This is a genomic window from Achromobacter aegrifaciens, assembly GCF_902859735.1.
GTDB lineage: Bacteria > Pseudomonadota > Gammaproteobacteria > Burkholderiales > Burkholderiaceae_B > Achromobacter > Achromobacter aegrifaciens.
In genome coordinates, this window is the sequence record NZ_CADIJY010000007.1 from 53,330 (window position 1) to 78,323 (window position 24,994).

27 protein-coding genes and 1 tRNA gene are annotated in these 24,994 nt (G+C 66.8%); 13 read left to right on the forward strand and 15 right to left on the reverse strand.

Annotation, left to right across the window (positions count from 1 at the left end):
* Positions 1-1,053, reverse strand: coding sequence for a glycosyltransferase family 2 protein (locus HV766_RS20190; protein ID WP_119450685.1), 1,053 nt, complete (start codon positions 1,051-1,053; stop codon positions 1-3).
* A 257-nt stretch (positions 1,054-1,310) separates the two neighbouring features.
* Here HV766_RS20190 and HV766_RS20195 point away from each other — a divergent pair, with 257 nt between their 5' ends.
* The 5 genes from HV766_RS20195 to HV766_RS20215 all read left to right on the forward strand — a co-directional run bounded on the left by HV766_RS20195 (position 1,311) and on the right by HV766_RS20215 (position 5,482).
* Positions 1,311-1,808, forward strand: coding sequence for a GNAT family N-acetyltransferase (locus HV766_RS20195; protein WP_175181767.1), 498 nt, complete (start codon positions 1,311-1,313; stop codon positions 1,806-1,808).
* A gap of 185 nt (positions 1,809-1,993) precedes the next feature.
* Positions 1,994-3,202 (forward strand): sodium/glutamate symporter, encoded by a 1,209-nt coding sequence (gltS, locus tag HV766_RS20200; protein WP_054458457.1) that lies wholly within the window; start codon positions 1,994-1,996, stop codon positions 3,200-3,202.
* On the forward strand, positions 3,199-4,704 hold the full coding sequence (locus HV766_RS20205; RefSeq protein ID WP_175181737.1) for a TAXI family TRAP transporter solute-binding subunit: 1,506 nt from the start codon (positions 3,199-3,201) through the stop codon (positions 4,702-4,704). Before gltS ends, HV766_RS20205 begins: the two co-directional genes overlap by 4 nt.
* Positions 4,705-4,746: 42 nt before the next feature.
* Complete coding sequence (locus tag HV766_RS20210; RefSeq protein ID WP_054458453.1) at positions 4,747-5,013, forward strand: hypothetical protein; 267 nt, start codon at positions 4,747-4,749, stop codon at positions 5,011-5,013.
* A 4-nt stretch (positions 5,014-5,017) separates the two neighbouring features.
* Complete coding sequence (locus HV766_RS20215) at positions 5,018-5,482, forward strand: YaiI/YqxD family protein (protein ID WP_054458451.1); 465 nt, start codon at positions 5,018-5,020, stop codon at positions 5,480-5,482.
* Positions 5,483-5,506: 24 nt separating this feature from the next.
* On the opposite strand, the gene HV766_RS20220 is transcribed toward HV766_RS20215, so the two are convergent.
* A complete protein-coding gene (locus tag HV766_RS20220) occupies positions 5,507-5,674 on the reverse strand; it encodes a hypothetical protein (RefSeq protein WP_042796365.1) in 168 nt (55 codons plus the stop codon).
* Positions 5,675-5,776: 102 nt separating this feature from the next.
* Between HV766_RS20220 and HV766_RS20225 the strand changes: the two genes are divergently transcribed.
* A complete protein-coding gene (locus HV766_RS20225) occupies positions 5,777-5,938 on the forward strand; it encodes a hypothetical protein (protein ID WP_156337472.1) in 162 nt (53 codons plus the stop codon).
* Positions 5,939-5,993: 55 nt separating this feature from the next.
* On the opposite strand, the gene HV766_RS20230 is transcribed toward HV766_RS20225, so the two are convergent.
* From HV766_RS20230 to HV766_RS20255, 6 genes are all read right to left on the reverse strand, one after another.
* A tRNA-Val gene (locus tag HV766_RS20230) sits at positions 5,994-6,068 on the reverse strand.
* 60 nt (positions 6,069-6,128) lie between these two features.
* A complete protein-coding gene (gene dnaQ, locus HV766_RS20235; RefSeq protein WP_054458449.1) occupies positions 6,129-6,851 on the reverse strand; it encodes a DNA polymerase III subunit epsilon in 723 nt (240 codons plus the stop codon).
* Positions 6,852-6,854: 3 nt separating this feature from the next.
* Positions 6,855-9,971, reverse strand: coding sequence for an efflux RND transporter permease subunit (locus tag HV766_RS20240; RefSeq protein WP_119450688.1), 3,117 nt, complete (start codon positions 9,969-9,971; stop codon positions 6,855-6,857).
* A gap of 33 nt (positions 9,972-10,004) precedes the next feature.
* Entirely contained in the window at positions 10,005-11,093 is a 1,089-nt protein-coding gene (locus HV766_RS20245; protein ID WP_054458445.1) for an efflux RND transporter periplasmic adaptor subunit, read from the reverse strand.
* A gap of 180 nt (positions 11,094-11,273) precedes the next feature.
* The gene (gene rnhA, locus HV766_RS20250) at positions 11,274-11,735 is read right to left on the reverse strand and encodes a ribonuclease HI (protein ID WP_175181738.1); all 462 of its coding nucleotides are present in this window, start codon (positions 11,733-11,735) and stop codon (positions 11,274-11,276) included.
* 67 nt (positions 11,736-11,802) lie between these two features.
* Positions 11,803-12,576 carry a class I SAM-dependent methyltransferase gene (locus tag HV766_RS20255; RefSeq protein ID WP_054458442.1) on the reverse strand — a complete coding sequence of 258 codons (774 nt, stop codon included), beginning with the start codon at positions 12,574-12,576 and terminating at the stop codon, positions 11,803-11,805.
* Positions 12,577-12,596: 20 nt separating this feature from the next.
* Here HV766_RS20255 and gloB point away from each other — a divergent pair, with 20 nt between their 5' ends.
* The gene (gene gloB / locus HV766_RS20260) at positions 12,597-13,418 is read left to right on the forward strand and encodes a hydroxyacylglutathione hydrolase (protein WP_054458440.1); all 822 of its coding nucleotides are present in this window, start codon (positions 12,597-12,599) and stop codon (positions 13,416-13,418) included.
* Positions 13,419-13,425: 7 nt separating this feature from the next.
* A complete protein-coding gene (locus tag HV766_RS20265; RefSeq protein ID WP_054458438.1) occupies positions 13,426-14,844 on the forward strand; it encodes a transglycosylase SLT domain-containing protein in 1,419 nt (472 codons plus the stop codon).
* A gap of 65 nt (positions 14,845-14,909) precedes the next feature.
* On the opposite strand, the gene HV766_RS20270 is transcribed toward HV766_RS20265, so the two are convergent.
* Together HV766_RS20270 and HV766_RS20275 are read right to left on the reverse strand one after the other, a co-directional pair.
* Positions 14,910-15,842 (reverse strand): pyridoxal-phosphate dependent enzyme, encoded by a 933-nt coding sequence (locus HV766_RS20270; protein WP_175181739.1) that lies wholly within the window; start codon positions 15,840-15,842, stop codon positions 14,910-14,912.
* Between the two features lie 25 nt (positions 15,843-15,867).
* Complete coding sequence (locus tag HV766_RS20275; protein ID WP_175181740.1) at positions 15,868-16,941, reverse strand: succinylglutamate desuccinylase/aspartoacylase family protein; 1,074 nt, start codon at positions 16,939-16,941, stop codon at positions 15,868-15,870.
* A gap of 106 nt (positions 16,942-17,047) precedes the next feature.
* Here HV766_RS20275 and HV766_RS20280 point away from each other — a divergent pair, with 106 nt between their 5' ends.
* Together HV766_RS20280 and fabI are read left to right on the forward strand one after the other, a co-directional pair.
* Positions 17,048-17,932 carry a LysR family transcriptional regulator gene (locus HV766_RS20280; RefSeq protein WP_175181741.1) on the forward strand — a complete coding sequence of 295 codons (885 nt, stop codon included), beginning with the start codon at positions 17,048-17,050 and terminating at the stop codon, positions 17,930-17,932.
* A gap of 117 nt (positions 17,933-18,049) precedes the next feature.
* On the forward strand, positions 18,050-18,835 hold the full coding sequence (fabI, locus tag HV766_RS20285; RefSeq protein ID WP_175181742.1) for an enoyl-ACP reductase FabI: 786 nt from the start codon (positions 18,050-18,052) through the stop codon (positions 18,833-18,835).
* A gap of 48 nt (positions 18,836-18,883) precedes the next feature.
* On the opposite strand, the gene HV766_RS20290 is transcribed toward fabI, so the two are convergent.
* Entirely contained in the window at positions 18,884-19,282 is a 399-nt protein-coding gene (locus tag HV766_RS20290; RefSeq protein WP_054458431.1) for an OsmC family protein, read from the reverse strand.
* Positions 19,283-19,472: 190 nt separating this feature from the next.
* Between HV766_RS20290 and HV766_RS20295 the strand changes: the two genes are divergently transcribed.
* Positions 19,473-20,156 (forward strand): tellurite resistance TerB family protein, encoded by a 684-nt coding sequence (locus tag HV766_RS20295; protein ID WP_054458430.1) that lies wholly within the window; start codon positions 19,473-19,475, stop codon positions 20,154-20,156.
* A gap of 22 nt (positions 20,157-20,178) precedes the next feature.
* Here the strand turns inward: HV766_RS20295 and HV766_RS20300 are convergent, their stop codons facing one another.
* Positions 20,179-21,165: a tripartite tricarboxylate transporter substrate binding protein gene (locus tag HV766_RS20300; protein WP_175181743.1), complete on the reverse strand. Its 987-nt coding sequence runs from the start codon at positions 21,163-21,165 to the stop codon at positions 20,179-20,181.
* A gap of 77 nt (positions 21,166-21,242) precedes the next feature.
* Complete coding sequence (nadC, locus tag HV766_RS20305; RefSeq protein ID WP_119450693.1) at positions 21,243-22,127, reverse strand: carboxylating nicotinate-nucleotide diphosphorylase; 885 nt, start codon at positions 22,125-22,127, stop codon at positions 21,243-21,245.
* Between the two features lie 247 nt (positions 22,128-22,374).
* Here nadC and HV766_RS20310 point away from each other — a divergent pair, with 247 nt between their 5' ends.
* Entirely contained in the window at positions 22,375-22,509 is a 135-nt protein-coding gene (locus HV766_RS20310; protein WP_119450694.1) for a type II toxin-antitoxin system RelE/ParE family toxin, read from the forward strand.
* Between the two features lie 44 nt (positions 22,510-22,553).
* Here HV766_RS20310 and HV766_RS20315 read toward each other — a convergent pair whose 3' ends face one another.
* Positions 22,554-23,483, reverse strand: a complete 930-nt coding sequence (locus HV766_RS20315) for an NUDIX hydrolase (RefSeq protein ID WP_054458550.1) — start codon at positions 23,481-23,483, stop codon at positions 22,554-22,556.
* 199 nt (positions 23,484-23,682) lie between these two features.
* On the opposite strand from HV766_RS20315, the gene HV766_RS20320 reads away from it, so the two are divergent.
* Positions 23,683-23,910 carry a hypothetical protein gene (locus HV766_RS20320; protein WP_054458424.1) on the forward strand — a complete coding sequence of 76 codons (228 nt, stop codon included), beginning with the start codon at positions 23,683-23,685 and terminating at the stop codon, positions 23,908-23,910.
* 52 nt (positions 23,911-23,962) lie between these two features.
* Here HV766_RS20320 and HV766_RS20325 read toward each other — a convergent pair whose 3' ends face one another.
* Entirely contained in the window at positions 23,963-24,868 is a 906-nt protein-coding gene (locus tag HV766_RS20325; protein WP_054458422.1) for a LysR substrate-binding domain-containing protein, read from the reverse strand.
* Between the last annotated feature and the right edge of the window lie 126 nt (positions 24,869-24,994).

Sequence of the window (24,994 nt, forward strand, 5' to 3'; positions counted from 1 at the left end):
TCAGCCCAGGCCTTTGCCCGGCCGGGAAGCCTGGCCCTGCCGGCGGCGCACGACGAAGAGCGGCCGTCCCTTCACTTCATCGAAGATGCGGGACACGTACTCGCCCACCACGCCCAAGGAAATCAAATTTACGCCGGCAAAGAACAGCACCGCCGTCACGATGGTCGTCCAACCGGAGACCTGGTTGCCGAAGAACAGGTACTCGCCGACCAGATAGGCCGCGTAGCTCAGCGCCAGCATGGCGAAGGCCACGCCGACCAGGCTGACCAGACGCAGCGGCCAGGTGGTGAAGGCGGTCAGGCCATCCAGCGCCAGCCGGAATAAGCGCATGCTGCCGAAGCGGCTGTCGCCGTGCATGCGTTCCTCGGGGGTATAGGCCAGGGCCTCGCCCTTGAAGCCGACCCAGGCGTACAAGCCCTTCATGAAACGGGTGCGTTCGGGCAGCGCGATCAACGCGTCCACCACGCTGCGGTCCATCAGGCGGAAGTCGCCCGCGTGCGCCGGCACATCCACGCCGCGCGCGCCGCTCAACAGCTTGTAGAACCAGCGCGCGCCGGTGCGCTTGGCCCAGGATTCGTCGGCGCGGGTCTCGCGCACCGCGTAGACCATTTCGGCGCCGGCGGCCCAGCGCGCCAGCATCTGTTCGATCAAAGCAGGGGGATGCTGCAGATCGGCGTCCAGGCAGATCACGGCATTGCCGGTGGCGGCTTCCAGGCCGGCGCTGATCGCGGCTTCCTTGCCGAAGTTGCGCGACAGCTGCACGTAGCGGAAACCGTCGTGTTCGGTCCATTCGGCCATCAGCGCTTCCGTGCCGTCCGTGCTGCCGTCATCGGCCACGATGATCTCCCAGCTGGTGCAAAGCGCCTCCAGGCGGTTGCGCAGCAAAGGCAGCAGGACCCGCAGGTTCTCGCATTCGTTCAGGCAGGGAATCACGCAAGTCACGCAGGCGTCATACGGTACGGGCGCCTCGGCCGCCGGCCATACCGCTTCCAGAGGATACGATTTGGTCAACACTTGCGGGACGGCGGATTCGGACCGGAATTGGATGTGCATGGCTCTAGACTCGGAATGCAGGACTATGGCGAGCAGTATGCGAAGGGTGTCGTTGAATTTTCATAAAATGCGGCGCGCCCGACGATCCGGCAATCCAGGGCGAATTCTAGGGAGCCCCTCCCTGAAAACAATAAAGTCCCGTGAACCTGTGTCCCCAATTTGTGAAGCCCTGTAAAGCCCGAGGCCGTCCGTGCATCGGTAAAATGCGCCGGAGTTTTTTGTTTTCGCAGGTTGTCATGCAATATCAAGTCCGGCTCATGCAGGCCAGCGACGTGGACGCCATCCTGGCTCTCCAGACCCTGGCCTACCCCGGTTTCCTGCTGGAAAGCGCGGATTTCTTCCAGAATCGCCTGGCGCTCGCCCCCGCGCACTGCTGGGTGGCGCAGCCCGCGGCCAGCTCCGATGCGCTGCTGGGCTACCTGATCTCCTATCCCTGGGATGCGGGACTGCCGCCCGCCCTGGACGTCGCGCTCGCGACGCTGCCGGCCGCGGCCGACCACTGGTTCCTGCACGACTGCGCCGTGGCGCCCTCGGCGCAAGGGCTGGGCGTGGGCCAGGCGCTGCTGCGCGCCGCCGCCCGCAGCGCGCATGAGGGCGGCTTGCGCCGCGCGAGCCTCGTGTCCCTGGAATCCGCCGTGGGTTATTGGCAGCGCCACGGCTACCTGCCGGTCAGCGCAGACAGCGCCGATCTAACCGAAAAACTGGCTGGCTACGGGCCCCGCGCGCAATACATGTCGCGCGCATTTCCGCTCTAGCCGCCCCGGCCGCGGCTGCCTGCGCCGCGGCTTTCCGCCCGCCCGGCTTCGCGCCGCGCGCCGCCCCCCTGCCCCCATGTACACCGCCCGCGCGGCGGACGTAACATAAGCCTCAGTCCGTGAGAGGCGGCAGGGTTCAAACAGCCAGAAAGTTCACCGTGCCCTGACAGGGCGCAAAGGTACCTATGATCTCGCTTACGCCCGTTCAATCACTGCTGGCATGCTGCCTCGTCCTGGTCATCGGACGCGTGCTCACCACCAGGATCGGCTTCCTCGCCCGCTACAGCATTCCGGACCCCATCGTCGGCGGCCTCCTGTTCGCCGTACTGGCCTACCTGCTGGCGACCTGGGGCGGCGTGTCCGTCTCGCTGGAAACCAGCATCAAGCCGACCTTGCTGCTGCTGTTCTTCGGCAGCATCGGCCTGACCGCCAACCTCAAGCTGCTGGCCAAGGGCGGCCCCAGGCTGATTGCCTTCCTGCTGGCCCTGATCCCGTTCCTGGTGCTGCAGAACGCCGTCGGGCTGGGCATGGCCTGGCTGCTGGACATGCATCCGCTGATGGGCCTTTTGGGCGGCACGATCACGCTGGTGGGCGGGCACGGCACGGGCGCGGCCTATGCCACGCGCTTCGCCGACTTCAACAACATCCAGGACGTGATGGCGCTGGCGATGACCGCCGCCACCCTGGGGCTGGTGCTGGGCGGCGTGGTGGGCGGGCCGGTGGCCGAATGGCTGATGCGGCGCCACAAGCTGGCCGGCAGCCTGGACCACGCGCCCGGCGACGGCCACGAGCCTGCGGACCTGACGGAAAACGCACCCGCGTCCTCTGCAGGCTCCTACATCGTGTCCCTGACCGCCGCCCTGGTCTGCCTGGTGGTCGGCGGCTACCTGGCCGCCCTGGTCGAGGACGCCCCGGTCAGCCTGCCGAATTTCCTGTGGTGCCTGGCCACGGGCGTACTGATCCGCAACGGCGGCGAAAAGCTGGGTCTGAAGCTGGACGACCGCGCCACCGAAATCATCGGCACCATCTCGCTGTCGCTGTTCCTGGGCATGACGATGATGACGCTGGACCTGTCCAGCGTGGCGCGCCTGGCCGGCCCGCTGGCCCTGATGCTGGCGGTGCAGACCCTGGTGTGCGCGCTGTATGCCGCCTGGGTCGTGTTCCGCATGCTCAAGCGCGACTACGAAGCAGCCATCATGTCGGCCGCCTTCTGCGGCTTCGCGCTGGGCGCGACCGCCACCGCCATCGCCAATATGCAGGCGCTGACGCGGCGCCACGGCCCGGCGCCGGAAGCGTTCATCGTCGTGCCGGTCACCGGCGCCTTCCTGGTCGACATCCTCAACGTGATCGTGCTGACCTCGCTGATCTCCTTGCCGTTCGTGGGAGGTATGTGACCATGCTCAAACGTCTTGTCATTCTGAGCTTCTGCCTGCTGCTGGCGGCCTGCGGCCGCGCGCCCGATACCGACGCCCTGCGCGCCGACGTGGAACACAGCCTGGCCACCGCCTACGGCGCGGATTTGTTCCGCATCGCCGAGATCAAGCGCATGGGCTCGGCCTCGGACAGCAGCGCCCCGGCGGGCGAAACCCGCCGCGTGGTCTATTACGACGTCGAACTGGACCTGGCGCGCAACATCACCCTGGGCGCCTGGGACCAGCCCGGCGCCGCCGCGCTGGTCACGCTGCTGGGCGCAGGTCCGCGCAGCATCAGCGGCGTGAAATCCGGCGGCAACCAGGCCGGCGACCGCATCGTCGCGCACGCCAGCGCCATCTACCGCCAGGAAGGCGACACCTGGAAGCTGGTGACCCCGGCCGGCTTCAAGGCGGCCGAGGCGCCCAACCTGGACACCGGCGCGCCGCCTCCCGTCACGCGCCAGCTGCTGGACACGCTGGACCAGATCACTCATTCGGTTTCCTACAGCGCCTCCAGCACCGCGCAGCACGTAGTGCAGCAGGAACTGGAACGCTCCGTGGCGCGCATCAATGGCCGGCTGGCCCGCATGCAACAGGGCTATCCGCTGGCCGGCGGTCCGGACCGCGGCGAGTATGTGGCGTTCGCGCGCGCCCTGAGCGACGTCGCTCGCAAGCAGCAGATCCGGGTCTCGCCGCTGATCACGGGCGGCGGCGCCGAGAACATCGCGCTGTTGCGCAGCGGCGACGCGGTGGTGGGGCTGGCCCAGGCCGACACGGCGCGGCTCGCCTATGACGGCAAGGGGCCGTTCGCCGGCCAGGGGCCTTTCACCGGTCTGCGCGCCCTGGGCAGCCTGTATCCGGAACTGGTCCATATCGTGGTCCGCGACGACGCCGCCCTGCGCGGCGTACGCGATCTCAAGGGCAAGACCATCGCCCTCGGACCGGAAGGCTCGGCGGTGCGCGCCACGCTGGAAACCGTGCTGGCCGCGCACGGCCTGCAAGCCGGCCGCGACTACACCGTGGCCGATACGCCCTTCACAGAGTCCCTGCCCGCGCTGAACTCCGGCAAGGTCGACGCCGCCGCCCAGGTCATCGGCGTGCCCGCCACGCCCTTGCGCGATGCGCTGACCCAGGCGCGACTGAAGCTGCTGCCGCTGGACCCTGCCGCCATCAAGACGCTGACCGGGGCCGAGGACAACGCGCTGATGCCGCTGGACATCGCCGCCGGCACCTACCCCAACCAGACGGAGCCTATCCCCACCGTGGGCATGGCGGCTCTGCTGCTCACCACCGCGGACCTGACCCGGGACGAGGCCCTGGTGATCGTGCGCGCGGTCTATGTGACCGGGCAGGACCTGCTGGCCGCTGGCTCGGCCCAGGGCGCTCAGGTGGGCCTGGCGACCGCCCGCCGCGGCCTGACCGTGCCGCTGCACGACGGCGCCCAGGAAGGGCTGGCCAAGCTTGAACAGGCCAAGCCGCAATAAAGCCGGTTGCGCTTATGATTGCGCTCCCTACCAGGAATCTCCATGAATAAATTCGATCTGCAGAAAAACCAGGCCCTGAAGCTGGCCGGCCAGCTCAAGCAAGCCTCCACCCCGGACCGCTTCGGCACCGCCTCGCAAGTGCCCGACCGCCGCGAACAGCGCAAGCTGGACCAGGCCGCCGGCCTGGTGCCGTTCCCGCTGAAGCTGTCGCAAGCCCACGCCGACAAGCTGCGCGCCCTGGCGGCCGAACGCGGCGTGTCCACCAACGACATCGTGGCCGAAGTGCTGCAAAACGCGCTGGACAAGTAAGCGCATGCACATCTGGGTCGATGCGGACGCCTGCCCCGCAGTCATCAAGGACATCCTGTTCCGCGCCGCCCAGCGCTGGCAGCTGCCGCTGACGCTGGTGGCCAACCAGATGCTCTACACCCCGCCCTCGCCGCTGATCCGCGCGGTGCAGGTGCCGCGCGGCTTCGACGTCGCCGACGCCCACATCGCCGAGCGCGCATCCGAGGGCGACCTGGTGATCACCGGCGACATCCCGCTGGCCGCGCAAGTCCTGGAAAAAGGCGCAATGGCCCTGAACCCGCGCGGCGAACGCTATACGCCGGAAACGATCCGGGAGCGGCTGGCGCTGCGGGACATGATGGAAGAGTTGCGGGCCAGCGGCGTGGATACCGGCGGCCCGGCCGCATTCAGCCAGGCCGACCGCAAGGCCTTCGCAAACCAGCTGGACACGCTGCTGGCGCGCGCGGCGCGCAAGACGCAGCAGGGCTGAAGTCCGGCCGGCCGCGGCTGGCGGTCAATAGAAGGTGATGTAGGCCTTGTAGATGATCGTGCCCAGGGCCGTGATCAGGCCTATGCCCATCAGCCCCATGCCGAGATTGCGGTCGCGCAGCCCGAAGCCGATCAGCATGAGCGCCACCCCGGCGCCGATAATGATCAACATGGTAGTGGTGTGCTCGGACATGACCTTCTCCTGTTCGCCTACGCCTGGCCCCACGGGCCAAAGCCTTTGTTATCCATGATAGTCAGGCTTGCATGCGACGCGGCTCAATCGATGAGAGTCCGCTTGCGTCAAATCAAGCTAAGCGTAATGAAAGGGACGGTTCAGCGCAATGGCTTGCTCGCAATGGGCAAGGCGTCCGGGCTTGAAGGCGGAATCATGTTCGATGCGCACAAAACAAAAAAGCCAACCTCGCGGTTGGCTTTCTTTGCTTTGCGTCTTTTTTAACCTTGGTACGCCGACAACGATAAGCCTGGGGCTTACGTCATCTTCCAAGGGTCTTTGGTGGGTAGTACTGGGTTCGAACCAGTGACCCCTGCCGTGTGAAGGCAGTGCTCTACCACTGAGCTAACCACCCCGAAAGAGGCGAAATATTAGCACGTTTTTTTGGACGTGTGCAAGTCGCCTCGAAAAAACTTTATGCGGCCGCCACCGGCGCGTCGATCTTGCGCCAGGTGCACTCCCCGCCCACGGACTTGTCCAGGGCCGCGAGATAGTTTTCGTGTTCGGCCAGTTCCGCCTCGCTGGCCTTGATCACGGGCAGGCCCGAAGCGTCGAAGCGGGCCAGTTCGATGCCATTGCCGCCGCCGCTGGCGCTGTCGTCCACGTCGATCAGCAGCGCGTCCTGGCCGCGGGTCATGGCCAGCCAGACTTCCGCCAGCAACTGCGCGTCCAGCAATGCGCCGTGCAGGGTGCGGTGGGCGTTGGAGATGCCGAAGCGGTCACACAGCGCATCCAGCGAATTGCGCTTGCCCGGGAACAGCGAACGCGCATGCAACAGCGAATCCGTGACCGTCTCGCAGTACTCGGTGACCGCGCCGCGCCCGGTCTTGGCGAGTTCGGCGTTGAAGAACTTGACGTCGAACGCGGCGTTGTGCGCGATCAGCTCGGCGCCCTGGATGAACTTGACGAATTCGTCCGCGACATCGGCGAAGCGTGGCTTGTCCGACAGGAACTCCGTGGTCAGGCCGTGCACGGCCAAGGCTTCGGGGTCGCTGTCGCGGTCCGGGTTCAGGTAGATGTGCAGGTTGTTGCCGGTGGCCATCCGGTTGACCATTTCCACGCAGCCGATCTCGACGATGCGATGGCCCTGGGCAGGGTCCAGTCCGGTGGTTTCACTGTCAAAGATGATCTGGCGCATAACTTATTCCGACGCTTGGGCAGGCGCGGCGGGCTGCGCGTGCGGCGCCGGAGCGGGGTCCGGGTGATGCGCTGCGCTGCCGGCCTGGCCGGGTTTCTTGCGTGCGGTGGCGATCAAGGTATAGGCCACCGGCACGACGAACAAGGTCAGTAGTGTACCCAGCATCAGCCCGCCCACCAGGACCCAGCCGATCTGCTGGCGCGATTCCGCCCCCGCGCCCGTGGACAAGGCCAGCGGCACGGTGCCCAGCACCATGGCGCCGGTGGTCATCAGGATGGGGCGCAGGCGCAGCACGCTGGCTTCGACCACGGCCTCGAACAACTCCTTGCCCTCGTCGCGCAGCTGATTGGTGAATTCGACGATCAGGATGCCGTGCTTGGTGATCAGCCCCACCAACGTGATCAGGCCGATCTGGCTGTAGATGGACAAGGTGCCGCCGGTCAGCCACAGCGCCAGCAGCGCGCCGGTCATGGACAGCGGGACCGACAGCATGATGATGAAGGGATTGCGCCAGCTTTCGAACTGCGCGGCCAGCACCAGGTAGATGAAGGCCAGCGCCATGGCGAAGACCAGATAGATGCTGCCGGAGGAATCGCGGAACTCGCGCGATTGGCCATCCAGGTCGGTCACGATGGTGTTGGGCAGCACGTCGCGCGCCACCTGGTGCATGTGCGTCAGGACTTCGCCCAGCGCGTAGCCGGGCGCCACCGCGCCGTCGATCTTCACGGCGCGCAGGCGGTTGAAGTGGTTCAGCGATTGCGGCGACACGCCCTCGTGCACGCCCAGCAGATTGTCCAGCTGCACCATGCTGCCGTCGCGCGCCCGCACGTAGATGCCCGAGATATCGGTGGGATTGGCGCGGTCGCGCGGCGTCACCTGCACGATCACGTCGTACTGTTCGCCTTCGTCCTTGTAGCGCGTGACCTGGCGGCCGCCCAGCATGGATTCCAGGGTGCGGCCCACGGTATCCACATTGGCGCCCACGTCGGCCATCTTGTCGCGGTCCACGCGCACCCGCAGCTCGGGCGTATTCAGGCGCAGGTCGGTATCCAGGTTGATCAGGCCGGGATACTTGCGCAGCTCGGCCAGGAACACCTCGGTCAGGCGCGACAGCTCGGCGTAGGACGCCTGGCTCATGATGATGAACTCAACCGGCTTGGAACGCGCCGACTGGCCCAGCGACGGCGGATTGGTCGGGAACGCACGCACCCCGGGCAGCGAGGCGAATTGCGGCTGCAGCTGCTGCGTGATGGCCTGCTGCTTGCGGCTGCGCTCTTCCCAGGGTTTCAGGCGCAGGATGGCGGTGCCGTCCGTCACGGTGGGGAAGCCCACGGTCACCTGGCTGCCGCTGGCCTCCGGAATGTCGGAGTAGAACTTTTCGATGCCCAGCATGCTTTCCAGCGTGTAGTTCAGCGTCGCCCCTTCAGGCGAGCTGACGATGCCAAACACCACGCCGCGATCCTCGATGGGCGCCAGCTCGCTCTTGACGACCTTGAACAGCACGCCGCTCGCGGCCGCGACCGCCAGGCCGATGGCCACTACCACCCAGCGGTGGCGCAGGGCCAGCGCCAGCGCGCGCCGGTAGCCGTTGCTCATGCCGTTGAGCCAGCCTTCGATCAGGTTGTACCAGCGGCTGTGGCTGCTCTGGTGGCGCAGCAGCACCGAACACATCATGGGCGTAAGCGTCAGCGCCACGAAACCGGACACCAGCACGGCGCCGGCCAGCGCCAGCGCGAATTCGATGAACAGCCGCCCGGTGCGGCCCGTGGCGAAAGCCAGCGGCGCGTACACGGTGACCAGCGTCATGGTCATGGCGACCACCGCGAAGCCGATCTCGCGCGAACCGCGCAGCGCGGCCTCCTTGCGCGGCATGCCCTCTTCGATGTGGCGGAAGATGTTCTCCAGCACCACGATCGCGTCGTCCACCACCAGGCCGATGGCCAGCACCATGGCCAGCAGCGTCAGCGTGTTGATGGAAAAACCGAACAGGTACATCAGCGCACAGGCGCCCACCAGCGACACCGGAATGGTGACGATGGGGATGATGCTTGCTCGCAGGTTGCGCAGGAAGAAGAAGATCACCAGCACCACCAGGACGATGGCTTCGCCGATGGTGTGGAACACGGAGTCGATGGAGCGTTCGATGAACACCGACGAGTCATACGCGATGTTCAGCTTCATGCCGGCCGGCAGGTTCTCGTTCAGGCGCGCCACTTCCTCGCGCGCCGCCTTGGACAGTTCCAGCGGGTTGGCGGTGGACTGGCGCGTCACGCCGATGTTGATGGCTGGCTTGCCATTGAAGCGCGACAGCACGCGGTCGCTGGCGGCGGCGATCTCCACATTGGCCACGTCGCGCATGCGGACCGGATAGCCTTTGACGTTGGCGACGATCACGTTCTCGAACTGGGCCGGCGTCTGCAGGTCGGTGGAAGACACCACCGAGAACTCGCGGGCGCGCGACTCGATGCGGCCGGCCGGAATCTCGACGTTCTGGCTGCGCAGCGCGGCCTCCACGTCCTGCACGGTCAGGCCGTAGGCGGCGAGCTTGTCGCGGTCCACGTAGATGCGCATGGACGGCAGGCGTTCGCCGAAGACGCGCACCTCGGCCGCGCCGGGCAGCACCGACAGGCGGGTCTTGATGTAGCGGTTGATGTAGTCCGAGGTCTGGATCGCGGAGTACGAACCGGACTCGACCGCGATGTAGATGATGGGCTGGGAATCGGCCTCGACCTTGCCGATGATGGGCTCGTCGATCTCGTCGGGCAGGAAGCGGCGGGCGCGCGAAACCTTGTCGCGGACTTCCGCGGCCGCGGCGTCCGGATTGCGGGACAGGTTGAACTTGATGTTGATGAGGCTGCGTTCCGAGCGGCTGCGCGAGGTCATCACGTCCACGCCCTCGATGCCGGCCAGCTGGTCTTCCAGCGGCTTGGTCACCTGCGATTCGATCACCTCGGGCGAGGCGCCCTTGTAGGTGGTGTCCACCGACACGATGGGCTCGTCGATCTTCGGATACTCGCGCACGGTCAGGCGCGAATACGAAATCAGGCCGATCAGCACGATGATCAGCGACAGGACCGATGCGAACACCGGCCGCTTGATGCAGGTTTCCGAGATACGCATTGCGCTACCGCCACATAGGGAAAAAAGCCGGCGTCACGCGCCGTTGGCCAGGACGGTCACCGCGGCGCCGTCTGTCACGCGCTGCAAGCCCGACACCACCAGCCGGTCGCCCGCCGCCACGCCGGTCAGGATTTCGACGCGGCCCTCGCGGCGCTCGCCGATGGTGACCTCGCGCCGCTCGGCCACGCCATCCTTGACGCGGTAGACGTATTGCGTCGCGCCCGAGGGCGACAGCGCGGCTTCCGGCGCGACCAGCGCCTTGTCCTGGTTGAACTGCAGCTGCACGCGGGCGAACATGCCCGGACGCAGCACCGCATCCTTGTTGGGGACCGTGGCGCGCAGCAGGATGGAGCGTCCGCCCGCGTCGACCAGCGGGCTGACCGCGTAGACCACGCCCTGGCGCTCCTGGCCGGGCAGCGCGTCCATGCGCAGCGTCAATTGCTGGCCCACGCCCACCTTGCTCAAATACATTTCAGGGACGCGGAAATCCACCTTGAGCGGATCGATCGCCTCCAGCGGGGCCAGGTCCTGGCCCTGGTTGACGTAGTCGCCCACCGACACGCTGCGCAGGCCCGCGATGCCGCCAAACGGCGCCGAGATCGTCATCTTGTCCAGCCGCGCCTGCGCCAGCGCCACGGCGGCTTCCTGCACCTTCAGGGTGCTGGCGGATTCGTCGCGCGCCTGCTGGCTGACGAAACCCTTGCCCTGCAGCTCCACCGAGCGCCGGTAGTGGCTTTGCGCCAGCGTCAGGTTGGCGCGCGCCTGGGCCAGCTCGGCGCGCGGCACGGAATCGTCCAGCCGGATCAGCACGTCGCCGCGCTTGACCGGCTGGCCTTCCTTGAAATCGATCGACTGGATGCGGCCCGCGACCTCTGGTCGCAGCACCACGGACTCGTCGGAGCGCAGGCTGCCCACGGCCGAGATGCCGCGCGCGAAAGGAATCTCTTCAACGGCGGCCACTTCGACCCGAACGGGCGCAACGCGCGTCACGAGGGGCGCCTCGACGGCGCCGGGTTGTGGACTGACGGTTCCGAAGGCGAGCCAGCGCGGCACAAAAACGCCGAGCGCGGCCCCCGCGGCCAACCCTGCCGCTACGGCGGCGAGCAGTACTGCTTTTTTCATGCGCGAATGTGGCGGTATTGCGGCGCGGGCCTGGCATGCCCCCACGCGGACTGCGCCGCAGGAACTGGAATGAGGGTTGGCACTTTAGCACCCGGATTTACATACTGGAACAATCCTGAAGCCGGATGAAAGAACTAAATCCGCCCCAGAGGGCGGATTTGAGGGTATATCCCGATGCCCTCAGCCCCGGCGGGCCGATTCCACGCCCATGTTGGCCAACTGGTCTGCCCGTTCGTTGCCGGGATCGCCGGCATGGCCGCGGACCCAGCGCCAGGACACGGTATGGCGCTGCACCTGTTCGTCCAGCAGCTGCCACAGCTCGGCGTTCTTGACCGGCTTCTTGTCGGCCGTCATCCAGCCGCGCCGCTTCCAGTTGGCGAGCCACTCGGTCATGCCCCTCATTACATATTGGGAGTCCGTGTGGATGATGACCGTGCACGGGCGCTTGAGCGCGCGCAGGCCCTGGATGACTGCCAGCAGTTCCATCCGGTTGTTGGTGGTCTGGAGTTCGCCGCCATGCAGGGTCTTTTCATGGCTGCCGGCGCGCATCAGCACGCCCCAGCCGCCCGGACCGGGGTTGCCCTTGCAGGCGCCGTCGGTCCACATTTCCACTTTCTGCTCGTTCGCTTTGTCGTCCTGCATGGTGCTGCTTGGTATTCCTTGCTAAAAAAAGTCCCAAAAATTGGCCCCGCGGCGCGGGACTGGGGCCTCAGGAGCCGTCGTCCGCGTGGCGGTTGACCACCACGGACGCGGCGCGGGCGCGTTTGGGCTTGGCCTTCTTCCAGGCCGGGCCAATGATACGCATGCCGGCCACCCGCTTGACGGCCGACACCAGATAGACCGCGCCGCCCACGCTCCACCAGCGGGCGCCCGCCGACTCCAGGAAGGACCAGCGCTGCAGCCACTTTTCGCTGCGGCAGGCCGGGGCGTAGCAGCCGAAGTGGCTGGCCTCGACCTCGAGCGACAGCAGCTTGAACCAGTCCTTCAGGCGCGGCAAGGACACCTGGGATGACGGCGGCTGCGGCAGCCAGGGTTCCATGCCGGGCATGCGCGTGCGCATGCCCCACATGCTCCAGGGATTGAAGCCCGAGATCACGACCCGCCCTTCGGGCACCAGCACGCGTTCGACCTCGCGCAGCACGTTGTGGGGATCGTCCGCGCACTCGAAGGCATGCGGCAGGATCAGCAGGTCCACGCTCTGGGATTCGAACGGCAGGGCCTCGGGCTCGGCCAGCACCACCCGCGACTGCCAGGCCGCCGCGCTTTCCGCGGACGGGGTCTCGGCGCCCACGTAGCCCTTGAAGGGCATGCGGTTGGCGCGCAGCAGATTCATGTCCGCCAGACCCACCTGCCAGGCGTAATATCCGAACACGTCCGCGACAGCCGCATCGAACTGCGCCCGCTCCCAGGCCAGTACGTACTGTCCCGGCGGCGTCTGGAACCATTCGGCCAGTTCTACAATCGGCGGAGTATCTTCTGCCACGTTCTATTCCTTCGAATCCCATGCAAGCCTTGACCGCCCCCACAGGCGGCCGCGATCGCAACGCCGCGGTCTTGCCTCTACCCGCCTTCAACGACAACTACATCTGGGCCATCGTCCGCGGCGATGAAGCCGCCGTGGTCGATCCCGGCGACGCCGGCCCGGTGCTGCAATGGCTGGCCCAGAACGGCTTGAGACTGCGCGCCATTCTACTCACGCACCATCATGGCGACCATGTGGGCGGCGTACCGGAATTGTCCCGCATCGAGGGCATTACCGTATACGGCCCCGCGCATGAACAGCTGCCGCGCTGCGACGTGCGCCTGGCGCAGGGCGACCGCGTGGCGATCCCGGAACTGGACCTGGATCTGGCCGTGCTGGACGTGCCCGGGCACACCGCCGGCCATATCGCCTACTACGGCCGGGCGGCCGGTCAGGAGCCGGTTCTGTTCTGTGGCGACACCCTGTTTGCGGGGGGCTGCGGCCGTCTTTTCGAAGGCACTCCGGCGCAAATGCATGATTCTTTAGGGAAATTTGCCGTTTTACCGCCAGATACACAGGTTTTTTGCGCACACGAGTACACTCTAGCGAACTTGCGCTGGGCCTTGGCAGTCGATCCGGCCAACCGCAGCCTGCAACAGTGGCACCAGCAGGCCCAGCAATTACGAGCAGAAGGTCTTCCCACGCTTCCGTCCACCATCGGGCAGGAACGCGCGGCCAATCCGTTTTTGCGCACGCAAGAAGTTGAGGTCGTCCACGCCGCAGAGCGCTGGGCCGGCCGCAGCCACGCTACGCCGGTAGAGGTTTTTGCCTCCCTTCGTGAATGGAAGAACGATTTCAAGTGACAACCCGATGAATCTATCCCGACTCCTTCTGCCGCTCATGCTGGCAGTCCTCGCCGGTTGCGCAGGAACCAAAGCCCCCGATAGCAAGAACCTCACCACCAATTCGCAAGGGCGATACATCGCCCGCGACACGTCCCGGACGGTTGACCTGACCAACCCGCCCGCCGACGCCTGGGACCGCATCCGCCGCGGTTTCGCCATCCCCAACCTGAACACCGATCTCTCGCAGCAGTGGACCGAGTACTACGCGTCCCACCCCGAGTCGGTGCAGCGCATGGCGGAACGCGCAGGCAAATACCTGTACTTCATCGTCGACGAGATCAACCGTCGCGGCCTGCCGACAGAGCTGGCGCTGCTGCCCTTCGTCGAAAGCGCCTACAACCCGACCGCGCTGTCGCGCGCCCAGGCGTCCGGCCTGTGGCAGTTCGTGCCGGCCACGGGCCAGCACTTCAACCTGAAGCAGGACTGGTGGCGCGACGAGCGCCGCGACCCCATCGCCTCGACCAACGCGGCGCTGGATTACCTGGAAAAGCTGTTTGAAATGCAGGGTGACTGGTACCTGGCGCTGGCCTCGTACAACTGGGGCGAAGGCTCGGTGCAGCGCGCCATGGCCAAGAACGAGGCGGCCGGCCAGGGCACGGACTACCTGTCCCTGAACATGCCCGATGAAACCCGCAACTACGTGCCCAAGCTGCAGGCCATCAAGAACATCATCGCCGATCCGCAACGTTACGCGGTGGCCCTGCCCCCGGTGGGCAACACGCCCTACTTCGTGACGGTCCAGAAGAACAGCGACATCGACCTGGAAATCGCCGCCAAGCTGGCCGAAATGCCGCTGGACGAATTCAAGGCGCTGAACCCCTCGTTCAACCGTCCCGTGATCCGCGGCGACCACGGCCCCACCCTGCTGCTCCCGGCCGACCGCGTCGAGATCTTCAACGCCAACCTGACCAACTACAAGGGCGACCTCAGCGCCTGGAAGATCTACCATACGCGTCGCGGGGAATCCTACGCCTCGATCGCCAAGCGTTTCGGCGTGAGCGAAGCCACGCTGCGCCAGACCAACGACATCGGTTCGCGCCAGAAATCCGCCTCCGGCCAATCCCTGCTGGTGCCGGGCGAACCCGGCACGGGCGGCGTGCAGCTGGCCTCGCTGGCCACGCCGGTGGGCGCGCTGGACTCGACACCGTCGGACAACAAGGCCGCCGCCCCGCGCGGCCGCACCACCCAGGCGCCAGCCGCCCGCGTAGCCAGCGCCCGCCCCAATGTCCGCACCCACAAGGTGCGCCAGGGCGACACGCTGTTCTCGCTGGCCAAGCAGTACGGCACCTCGGTCGACGCGCTGCGCGCGCTCAACAACATCAAGGGCAGCGCCCTGAAGGTCGGCTCGCAACTGCGCGTGCCGGGCACCAACGCCCGCGGCTGATCGGCGCTTGCATGAAAAAGGCGCGTCCCGCGGGACGCGCCTTTTTTATGTCCATCCGCCACCCGCTACCGCGGCTGCGCCGCGAACTGCGTACTCCATTGCGCCAGCTGGCCGGCCGTTACGCCCACGCCGCCGCACAGGATCACCGCCACCGATCGTGCGTTCTTCAGGAGATCCGAACCGCCGTCCAGCGCCGCAATCGAGGCGCCGCAGGCGGGCTCGACCAGAATGCGGTGCTCCAGCAGCACGTCCTCGCAGGCTGCCACCGCGGCGGCATCCGATACCACCACGCTCTCGATGGGATGCTCCTTCGCCAGCTCTAGCGCGCGGTCGCAGACCTGCCGCGCGCCCAATGAGGTCGCAATGGACCGGATCTCGGGCAACAGCACCGGCGCCCCCGCGCCCAGGGCCTGGGCATAGGAGTCGGCGCCGGCCGTCTCGGCCGCAATCACCGGCACTTCCGCCCAGCCATTGCGCCGCAGGCCTTCGACCACGCCGCATAGCAGCCCGCCGCCGCCGACCGAGCAGATGACCGCATCCGGCCGCCCGCCCTGCCGGGCCAGCTCGTCGATCATGGTCGCGTGCCCCTCCCACAGCAAAGGGTCGTCGAAGGGATGCAGGAACGCATCCGCCTCGGTCATGAGTTCCAGCGCGCGGGCATTGGCCTCCATCCAGGAGGCGCCATGCACCATGACCTCCGCCCCTTCGGAGCGGATCAGGCTCTTGGCGCGCTCCGAGGTCGTGGCGGGCACCACCACGGTCACCGGCGTGGCCAGCATGCGGCCGGCGTAGGCCACCGCATAACCGGCGTTGCCGCCGGACGAAGAGATGAAGCGCCGGGCCCCGCGGGATTTGTAGATCTGGCAGGCGTGGCCTATGCCGCGGGCCTTGAACGAGCCGCTGGGCTGCAGCGCCTCCATCTTCAGGCGCACGTCCTTGCCGCTGCGCAGGGAGAAGGCGCGGGATGCGAGCGCCGGGGTTTCGATATGGATTGCCATGTTCCGTTCTTCAAAAATGGGTGAATCAGGCCGCGCTGGCCACGACGCAGCAGACGTTGCCGGGCACGACGATGCCGGGATGGCGCTTGGCGAAGATGACGCCACTGGTCCCGTAAACCAGCTCGACCGGCGCGCGGCGCGGATCGAATGTCTGGTGGATGCGGCCCGCGGGCTGGCCGGCCTCGACGGCTTCGCCATGCCGATGGTAAGCCTCGAACACACCGCGTTCGGAGGCGATGACGTAGGACTTCGCGCCGCTGACCTTGCACAGGGGCGCTGGCTGCGCCGCCAGCGGCTGGGCGCAAGCCTGGTCCAGCACGCCCCAATGCGCCAGCACGCGCAGCGCGCCGGCGCGGCACAGCGCGAGCGCACTGTCCGTCACCGTGCCGCGTCCCGCCATCTCGGTGCTGACACAGGTAAGCCCCGCCGCCACGGCCGTGGCGACGCTGGTGCGGGTATCGCCCAGCGTGTCCAGCATCACGTTGAACGGCGCGCCGAAGGCCATTACGGCATCGATGTTGCGCTGGGTCTGCCCGGCATCTTGCGACGGCTGGACCAGGGCGCTGGGAATGATGTCCAGCGACGAACCGCCGGAATGCAGGCTCAGGAACGCGTCGCCGCGCGAGAACAGCTCGTCGCTGACGTAGGCGGCGATCTGTTCCGTGATGCTGCCCGCATGGTCGCCGGGAAACGTGCGGTTCAGGTTCTTGCCGTCCAGCGGCGAGGTACGCAGGCCGGCTTCCGCTGCCGGCGCGTTGAGCGCGGGCATGACGATCAGGCGCCCCCGAATGCGGTCCAGCGGCAGGTCGCGGATGAATGCGCCCAGCACGATCTGGCCTTCGTACTCGTCGCCGTGGTTGCCGGCTTCCAGGATGACGGTGGGGCCGTCGCCATTGGCCAGCACCGCCATGGGTATGCGCACCGTGCCCCAGGCGTCTTCGTGCGGCGACTGCGGGATGTGCAGGAAGCCCGCCTGGCGTCCAGGCGCGTCGAGATCGATGTCGGTGAAGGCCGTCGCGCAGTGCGGGTTGCGTGCCGGCAGGTGCGCGACCCGCCGGTCACGCAATAACGGCGACTCGCGGAATGTCGGTTTCGTCATAGACCTTTTGGGTATACGTTATGGGGTTAAATCCGAAAATATAGGTATTTGACTGACCAGCAACAAATACTTTTGATGCTTGCTACATATGCCCGGGAGGCATGGCATGGAATTGAGACAGTTGCGCTACTTCGCAGCGGTGTGCGCAGCCGGCAGCGTGGCCGGCGCGGCGAAGGCGTTGCATATCGCCCAGCCCGCCCTGTCGCGCCAGATGATGGCGCTGGAAGAGGAATTCGGCGCGCAACTGCTAGTCCGGTTGCCGCGCGGCGTGGCGCTCACGCGCGCTGGCGAAGCGCTGCTCGCCCACGCGAAACTGATGCTGGCGGGTTCCGAAACCCTGCGGGCGCAGGTGGCGCTGGCGGCCAATGGCAAGGCAGGCTCGCTGAAGATCGGCATCATGCCCGGCTACAGCTGGCTGCCCGGCCTGGGACAGGCGATCGCGGCCCTGTCGCGCGCCTCGCCCGATACCGATGTACAGCTGGAATCCGGCCTGTCGGCCTGGCAGCTCGATGCGATCAAACGCCACGAGCTGGACGCGGGCGTCGTCGCCTGGCGCTCTCCGCTCGATGGCGAAGTGGAGGGAATGAAGATCTATGAAGACCGCATGCTGCTCGCCATGCCCGCGGCGGTGGCGCGCAACGTCGGCAAGATCCGCACGCTCAAGGACCTGGCGGGCCAGAAGTTCATCCTGTTCCCGCGCGCCGGATCGCCCTCGCACTATGACGCGCTGGTGCGCATCTTGAAGGCCGCCGGCATTCCGTTGACGCGCCCGGCCGCCGTGGCGACCGATCTTCCCACCATCCTCGGCCTGGTGTCGGCCGGCCTGGGCTGCGCCATCATTCCCGCCTCGTTCCGGCTGCATGGTCCGGCCGGCGTGGTCTTCAAGGAAATCGGCGGCATAGACCTGACGTTCGATCTGGAGTTGGTCTGGCGCGCCGACCAGCGCGATCCCTTGCTCGCCAGTTTCGTGCGCCTGTTTCCGCCGCTCTGAAAACCGTCCTAAAGGCTCACGCCGGTCGGATCCGTCCCAGGGATTTTCATATCGCGAAACCGCGCAAACTCCTTAAAATAGGCGGATTCCAGAGGGAAAAAATCAAAGGATAGAAATATGGGCTTTCTCGCCGGCAAGCGCATCCTGGTCACCGGGGTGCTTTCCAACCGATCCATCGCCTACGGCATCGCGCGCGCCTGTCACCAGCAAGGCGCCGAACTGGCGTTCACCTACGTGGGCGACCGCTTCAAGGACCGCGTAGGCGAATTCGCAGCTGAATTCGGCAGCAAGATCGTGCTGCCCTGCGATGTGGCCGAAGACAGCCAGATCGAAGGCGCCTTCGCCGAACTCGGCCAACACTGGGACGGCCTGGACGGCCTGGTGCACTCCATCGGTTTCGCCCCGCGCGAAGCCATCGCCGGCAACTTCCTCGACGGCCTGTCGCGTGAAGGTTTCCGCATCGCACATGACATCTCGGCCTACAGCTTCGCCGCCTTGGCCAAAGCCGCGCTGCCGCTGATGGAAGGCCGCAACGGCTCGGTGCTGACGCTGACCTACCTGGGCGCCGAACGCGTGGTTCCGAACTACAACACCATGGGCCTGGCCAAGGCCTCGCTGGAAGCCAGCGTGCGCTACCTGGCCACGGCGCTGGGCCCGCGCGGCATCCGCGCCAACGGCATTTCCGCCGGCCCCATCAAGACGCTGGCCGCCAGCGGCATCAAGGACTTCTCGGCCATCCTGAAGTTCGTGGAAGCCCAGGCTCCCCTGCGTCGCAACGTCACCATCGAAGACGTGGGCAACGTCGCCGCCTTCATGCTGTCGGACTTGGCCGCCGGCGTGACGGGCGAGATCACCCACGTGGATGCCGGTTTCTCGACCATCGTCCCGGGCATGGAAGACTGAATCCGCCCGCGGCGGGGCCGCCGGCCCCTGCCGCCGCAACCGGCCCCGTCAGGCCGGCTGCACCACCACGGTGGACACCTGCACATCCACCGCCGTCATCAGCTTGTGCACCGGGCACTTCTCGGCCACCGCCAGCAGTTCGTCGATCTGCGCGTCGGACAGCTCGCCGTTCAGCGTCAGCTTGGCCGTCAGGCGGTAGATCCCCTTGCGCTCCTCGCTGGCGTCGCGCACCACTTCCACGCCCACCGATTCCAGCGGCAGGCCCTTGCGCTGCGCGTAGACCATCAAGGTCATGGCCTTGCAGCCGCCCAGGGCGGTGTCGAAGTAGTCGTGGGGGTCGGGGCCGGCGCCGGCAGGCTGGGGCATGTCCAGCGGCAGATCGTGGCCTTCGGCCGTGGCGGTGAATTGCAGCGTGTTGGGCGCATTTTGGCTCACGCGGATGCTCATGGGTCCTGTCTCCTGGTAACGGGGTCCTGACGGGCAGCCGCCGCGGCCGCCCCAGACCACGTTGTATCACCTGGCGGGCGCTCCAAGGACGTCGCCCGCGCAAGCAACTGACTGTAAGCTGAACTTCTGCCTCCCGCTCCGGTCGGATATCTCTATCCGCAATACCTGAGCAAACTTTAAAGGGGGCCGCATGAGCGCCAGACAACTTCTCGATCAACTGCTGCAGTCCGGGCAAGGGCTGCTGTCGGACACCACCAATCGCGTGCAGAACGCCACGGGCGGCAAGGGTTCGTCCTTCCTGACCGGCCTGGGCGGCGGCGCGTTGGGCGCGGGCGCGCTCGGACTGCTGCTGGGCAGCAAGAAGGCCCGCAAGATCGGCGGCAAGGTTGCCATGTACGGCGGCATGGCGGCGCTGGGCGCCCTGGCCTATCGCGCCTATGGCGACTGGCAACGCAGCCAGGCTGGCGCGCCGGCCGCTCCCCCGCAGACGCTGGACCGCCTGCCCGCGCCCCAGGCCGAGCAGCACAGCACGGCGGTGCTGACCGCCATGATCGGCGCGGCCAAGGCCGACGGCCACATCGGCCCGGAAGAACGCGCGCTGCTCGAAACTGAACTATCCAAGCTGTCGTCGGACGCGCAAGACCGCCGCTGGCTTGAAGCCGAACTGTCGCGCCCCCTGGATCCGTCCGTGATCGCGCAAGCCGCGCAAACGCCGGAAATGGCGGCCGAGATGTACCTGGCCAGCCTGCTGGTGGTGGATGAGGAAAGCTATATGGAACGCGCCTATCTGGACGAACTGGCGCGCCAGCTCAAGTTGCAGCCGGGCCTGAAGGAACAGCTGGAACAGCACGCCCGGGCCGCCGCCGCGGCCTGAGTCCGGCCGGCCTGCGCCCGGCTCAGTCGGCGCGCAAGCCGATCGCCTGCGTCAGGGCGGTGTATCGGTCAATATCCGCGTCGATCATGGCCTGGAATTCACGCGGGGTGCTGCTGGCGGGCGTAAAGCCCTGTTCGCGCAGCGCCGCCTGCACCTCGGGGCGCTGGACGATCTTCGCCACTGCCGCATTCAACTTGGCCACCACCGCGGGCGGCGTGGCCGCCGGCGCCAGCAGGCCATGCCACTGGTCCAGCGCGTAGCCGGGCACGCCCTGCTCGGCCACCGTCGGCACCGACGGCAACAGCGGCGAGCGCGCCGGCGAGGTCACGGCCAGCGCCCGCAACTTGCCGGCCGCAATCAAAGGCGCGGCGCTGGACGCGGTGACCACGCCCATTCCAACCTGGCCGGCGGTCACGTCGGTAAGCGCCGGTCCGCAACCCTTGTAAGGCACGTGCTGCAAAGGTGCGCCGGTGGCGCGCGACAGCATCTCGCCGGCCAGGTGTTGCGGCGTGCCGTTGCCGCAGGACGCGAACGGCAGCGGGCGGTCCGGCGTGGCGGCGGCCAGCGCATCGTCCAGACTGCGCCAGGGCGAAACCGCCGGCACCACATACACCGACGGCACGAAGGCCACGTTGATGACCGCCGCAAAATCCTGCTTGGGCGAGAAGCCCAGATTGCTGTAGACCCCCGGATTGATCGCGAAGGAACTATTGACCATCAGCAGCGTATGGCCGTCGGCTGGCGCTTCGGCCACGGCGCGCGCGCCGATGTTGCCGCTGGCCCCAGGACGGTTTTCCACCACCACCGCCATGCCGAACTGCTCCTGCAGGCTGGCGCCGATGCGGCGCGCCAGCAGGTCGGTGCCGCCACCCGGCGGAAACGTCACCACGATGATGATGGGGTGCGAAGGATAAGCGGCGTCCTTGGGCGCTTCGCCCGAGGGTGAATTGCCGCAGGCGGCCAGGGGCAAAACCAGGAATGCGAGAACAGAGCTAAGCAGGCGATTCATGATGCGGGCTTGCAAGCGTCCCCGCGCGGCATGCGCGCGGGGGCATGGGCAATGCCGGCCGGTGGCCGGCGGAAAGGTCAGGCGTCCAGGCCGATGTCGAGCACCTTGGCGCTATGGGTGATCCAGCCCACCGCGATCTGGTCCACCCCGGTGGCCGCCACCGCCGCGGCGGTTTCGGGCGTAATGCGCCCCGAAGCCTCGGTGATGGCCCGGCCGCGCGCCATGGCCACGGCGCGGCGCAGATCGTCCAGGCTCATGTTGTCCAGCAGCACCACATCCACGCCCAGGGACAGCGCCGTTTCCAACTGCTCCAGCGTGTCCACTTCCAGTTCGATCTTGACCATGTGGCCGATGCCGGCGCGCGCCCGCTCGACCGCCGTCGCGACCCCGCCCGCCAGCGCGATGTGGTTGTCCTTGATCAGTACCGCGTCGTCCAGGCCGTGACGGTGATTGCTGCCGCCGCCGACACGCACCGCGTACTTCTGCACGGCGCGCAGGCCCGGCATGGTCTTGCGGGTGCAGGTGACGCGGGCGCCGTACCCTTCGATGGCGCGGGCGATGGACGCAGTGGCGCTGGCCACGCCGCTCAGATGGCACAGGAAGTTCAGCGCCACGCGCTCGGCCGTCAGCATGGCGCGGGCGTTACCGCTGATGCGGGCGATTTCCGCGCCTGGCTGCAATTCGCTGCCGTCGCGCAGCGCAACGTCGAACTTGATGCCCGGGTCCATGGCGCGAAACGCCAGGCGGGCCAGGTCCAACCCGGCCAGCACGCCTTCCTGGCGCGCGACCAGACGGGTCTGCGCCGTGGCGTCGGCGGGCACGATGGCGTCGGTGGTCAGGTCCCCGGCGCGTCCCAGGTCCTCGAGCAAGGCCGCGCGCACCAGCGGCTCCAGCATGACTTCCGGCAGAGGGGGAACGGGCAGTCGGGCGATGGTCATAGGCGCTTCGGCTTTAATGCTCATCTTGAGTATTTACCAGTTAAAAAAAGGCGCGCGGAGATTGCGCACCACTTATGCTAGAGACGAGCATAAGGCTTGTCAAGCGTCAGCCATTTTCCGTCCAGTTTGAAATAGCTGTGTGATCGATTAAATTTTAATCACTGTGATTATTTCGAGATCATTAGCGTGTCATCGAGTCCGAAATCTGCCTCGCGCTGATCACGGCGTCGCCAGGAGCAGGGCAAGATCAAGTTCTTAGACCAACCCGCGTATTGGCGAACAACTGTTCCAATTCGAACCACGAGAGGTGAGAAGAATCCTGGTTGGAGAGTACGAGATTCGCTACGAAAACCAGGATGCGGTTGTCCACGTGCTGCGGCTGTGGCACACCCGCGAGAACCGCTAAAACTCTTGGGTGACTTGGACTCTCAAGCGTGATGCATCTCAACGTCACATCGCCCGAGACAGCGGCAACTTGCTCCCTGCAATAGCGCGCTCCAGCAGCACGTCACGACGAAAACGGAACAGCTTGGCCGGCCTGCCGGCCGTGCCCGTGGCCATTTCGCCCGTCTCTTCGACCAGCGCCTGCTGCTCGATGAGGCGGCGGAAATTCTGCTTGTGCAGGCCGCGCCCGGCCAGCGCCTCCACGGCCAACTGCAATTGCAGCAGGGTGAACTGCGCGGGCATCAACTCGAACACCACGGGGCGGTACTTGATCTTGGCGCGCAGCCGCGCGATGCCGGTGGCCAGGATGCGACGGTGGTCGTGGCGCATGGGTTCGCCCGGCACCACGGCGCCCTTGCCCCCGCGCCGCGCCGCTTCGGGCACCAGCCCCGCTTCGAACAGCAGCTCGTAGCGCTGCAGCACCATGTCCTCGTTCCAGGGCGAGCCGTCCAGTCCGAAGGTGATGGCGGCGCGTTGGCGGCGGCGCATGCGCACGGCCGCATCGCTACTGTCTTCGCACCAGGCGGCCAGACGCGGGACGATTATTTCTTCCACCAGCGCGGGCGTGCCCGTGCGCTGGTCTTCCCAAGGGAAGTAGCGGTACCAATCCTGCCAGCCGACTTGCGCCACGCCGGTCTCGCCCGCCTCGCGCGTCAGGCCCAGGTAGCTGACCGACATCACACGCGCGCCCGATTCATCGGAGCGGTCGCCGTCGGCGAAGGTGTAGAGCTGCTCCACGTAACCCAGCGGGTGATGGGTCTGCTCCTCCACCCAGGCGCGCAGCCCGGCCTGCAGCGAACGGTGCGACAGCTTGAAGGGACCGGCCGGCAAGGCGCGCGCATCGTCGGTCGTCAACACCCGCGGCTCGCCGTTGGTGACGGCGACCAGCACGGCAACGAGTTCAGCATGGACGGAGCGTTCGACGGATTCAGTCAAGGTAGGCTTATGGAAAGTGAGAAACCGGGCGGCTTGCGGCAAGCCGCGAGGCGTCGGAAATTATAAGGGTCGGGCTCCTGCAACAGCCCCTTGCAAACGTGACAGGCATTCCTGCTCCCAGCCGGCCGCACGGCCCTAAGATGGAAGTGGCAACCAGGCGCGTCGCCATCCCGGGACGCCCGCAAGCGGAGCAGACATCATGTTGAAAACCGCCCCCGATCCGCAGGCGGCCAAGGCCGCTGAAACGGAACAACCCGTCGCCGTCGACCCGCGCAAAGGCACCGAAATCCTGCCGATGGCGGATCACAGCAAAGAGGTCGCCGGCATGCCAAGGCGCGGACGCGCCATGGCGGAACCTGGCGAACCCGGCATCATCACCCCGGAAGATGACGTGCTGGATACGTCTTACGAAAACCGCAAGAGCTGAGCCGACGCGATGGCCAGATGATACGCGAGCCCGAGCGCGGCCCCTGCCGCACTCAGGTCGCGTCCGGCTGCGCCTGGAAACCGCGCGCCAGGATCTCCACGAAGGCCTCGGTCACCGACGACGGCGCGGTCTGCGCGGGGTAAGCCATGCTGACGCGCACCGGCAGGCGCGGCGTGAACGGCCGTATCGCCAAACGGTCCGCGAACACCGCGGCGATGTAGGGATTGACCACGCCCAGGCCGCTGCCGGCGGCAGCCAGCGCGCAGATGGTGGATGAATAGGTGGTCTCGATTTCCGAGGCGGGCTGCGCCTGATGTTCCTGCATCGCGCCGCGCAGCTGCAGATAGACGTCGTCATCCGCGTTCAGCACCAGCAGACGGCGCCCGTCCAGGTCCATGATGTCGACGGACGGCTGCGCGGCCAGCGGATGGTCGGGCCGCATCACGCAAACCGCCGCGCTTTCGTGCAAGGCCTGCATTTCCAGCTGTGCGCCGTCCATGGGCGCCGTAGTCACCACCAGGTCGTAGGTGCCGTGCAGCAACCCTTCCCGCAGATACTGGCTGCCCACGGTCTGCATGTTGATGTGTACCTCGGGATAGCGCTGCGCGAAGGTCTCGATCGCGCCGGGCAGCACGCCCAGGCCCAGCGCCGGGGTGCAGGCCAGCCGCAGCACGCCGCTGCCGCTGCGCCGCATCGCGGCAACGCGGTCCTCGATGCGCTCCAGCCCCACGAAGTGCCGCTGCACGGTATCGAACAGATCCTTGGCCTCGCGCGTGGGCCGCAAGCGGCCGCGCTCCATGTCGAACAGCTTCAGGCCGCTGGCCTGCTGCACCTGCGCCAGCAGCCGGCTGACCGAGGGCTGGGTGGTGCGCAGCATCTGCGCCGCGCCGGTAGTGGTGCCCGCCAGCATGACCGCATGGAAGGCTTCGATCTGGCGGAAATTCAGGGGTCGGCTCATGGCGGGCAATGTATAGCAAACTTGCATAGCCTATGTTGAAAAAAGAATTTTTTCAAATACATGAGGACTCCTACACTGGTTTTCCCAAGGGCGCCGCCAGATGCGCCCCCCGCACTACCCAACCTT